We start from the raw sequence: 1,842 nt of genomic DNA, 5'->3' as shown, positions 1-1,842 counted from the left end.
CCCGCGCCGAGGCCGCCGCTGCCCAGGGCGCGCTGCTGGCCGCCGAGTTCCTCGCGGACCGCTGCCGCCGCTGCGGCGACGCCGAGCGCGCGCTCGCCGAGACCGACGCCGAGGCCGTGCGTATCGACCTGCTCCGCGACCGGCTCGCTCGAGGTGAGCGGGCGGCGCCCTGCGCGCCTCTGCTTCATGACCTCGACCAGGCCGAGGTCGGGCTCCGTGAGGCCTCTTGCCGGTGCCGGGCGGCGGACGCCCCGGTCGCCGAGGCCGCGGCGCGCCTGCCGGCGGCGCTCGACGGGGACCTCGCCCTGGACCGTCTCCACCGGTTGGCCGCCCTCACCGAGCGGCTCGCCCAGGACGCCCGCGAGGCCCAGGCCGCCGCCGAGCGCGCCGCCGCTGAGCGCGCCACCGCCCGTGAGCATCGCGCCGCCGCTGACCTCCTTGACGTGCAGGCGAGCCGGCTCGACGACGAGGTCGCCGGCGCCGCCGCCCAGCGGGACGAGGCCAAGGCGGCGGCGGCCAGCCTCGGCCAGCTCAGCGAGCGCGTGGCCCGCCTGACCGCCGCCGCCGATGCCGCCGCCGAGATCCCCGCGCTCGACGCTGCTTACGCCAGCTCCCTCGCCGCCGAGCGCGCTGCCGCCGAGGCCTACCACGACGCCCTGCGCGTCCACACCGACCTGCTCCAGCGGCGGATCGACGGGATGGCCGCCGAGCTCGCCGCGAGCCTCGCCGCCGGCCAGGCGTGCCCGGTGTGCGGGTCGGTCGAGCACCCTGCCCCCGCGGTCTCCACCGCGAGCCCTGTCGAGGCAGCCGAGATCCACGCCGCCGAGGCCGTCGCCGCCGGCCTTCGCGCCGCCGCCGACGCCGGACAGCAGGCGCGGCGCGAGGCCTCTGACGCGCTCGCCGAAGCCCGCGCCCGGGCGGGCGGCGCCGACCCCGCCGAGGCACGGGCTGACGCCGCCGCCGCCGAGCGGAAGCTCGCCGCTGTCGGCGCGCTCGCGACCGACCTCGCTGATCTTCAGGCGCGGGTCGACGAGCTCGCGGCCGAGGCCAGCGTTGCCCGCAAGGCCGCCGCCGAGCACCTCGCTCAGGCCGCGGGCGCCCGGGCGGCCGAAGCCGCCGCCGAGGCCCAGGCCGCCGAGGCCGCCGCGCGGGTCACGGCGGCGCTTGGACCGGACGCGGACGCTGAGGTCGTCGCCGCCGACCTCGCGAGGCTCATCGACCTGCTCACCGCCCTGCGGGAGGCGCGGGGCGCCGAGCGTGCCGCCGAGATCGAGCGCGCCGGGGCGGCCCGCCGCTTGGCGGACCTGCTCGCCGCGCAGGGCTTCGGCAGCGCGGACGAGGTCCGCCTCGCCCTGGACGGCCGCGCCGAGTGGCCGGCCTGGCGCGCGCTGATCACCGAGCACGACCGGCGCCGCGTCGGCGCGCTCGCCGCCCTGGAGGACCCGGCGCTCGCCGATCTGCCCGGTGACCCGCCCGACGTCGATGCCGCCCGCGCCGCCTGCGAGGCGGCCGAGAAGGCCGCTGACGCCGCGATCGCCCGGCACAGCGTCGTCCGGCGGGTCGCCGCCGACCTCACGCTGCTCGCCGAGCGGCACGCCGAATCCTTACGCGCGCTGGTGCCGGTGCGGGTCGACGCCGAGCGCATCCGGCGGCTCGCCGCGGTCTGTGACGGCAGCGGCAACCAGGCGCGGATGTCGCTCAAGCGGTACGTGCTCGCCGCGTACCTGGAGGAGATCACCGAGGCCGCGAGCGAGCGTCTTGCGGCCATGACCGACGGCCGCTACCGGCTGCGCCACAGCGACGAGCGCGCCCGCCACGGCGCCGCCTCCGGCCTGTCGGTCG

Annotated in this window: 1 pseudogene; it reads left to right on the top strand. The window is 79.4% G+C overall.

Going from position 1 to position 1,842, the window contains the following annotated elements:
• Positions 1-1,842: pseudogene (locus ACREP4_RS16940) on the top strand (hypothetical protein); the annotation flags it as partial.

Origin of the sequence: Stenotrophomonas sp. (genome assembly GCF_050737575.1) — a bacterium.
Classification (GTDB): Bacteria; Pseudomonadota; Gammaproteobacteria; order Xanthomonadales; family Xanthomonadaceae; genus Stenotrophomonas.
Note: the sequence above shows the minus strand (reverse complement) of the source record. Positions and strands in the feature narration are given on the sequence as shown.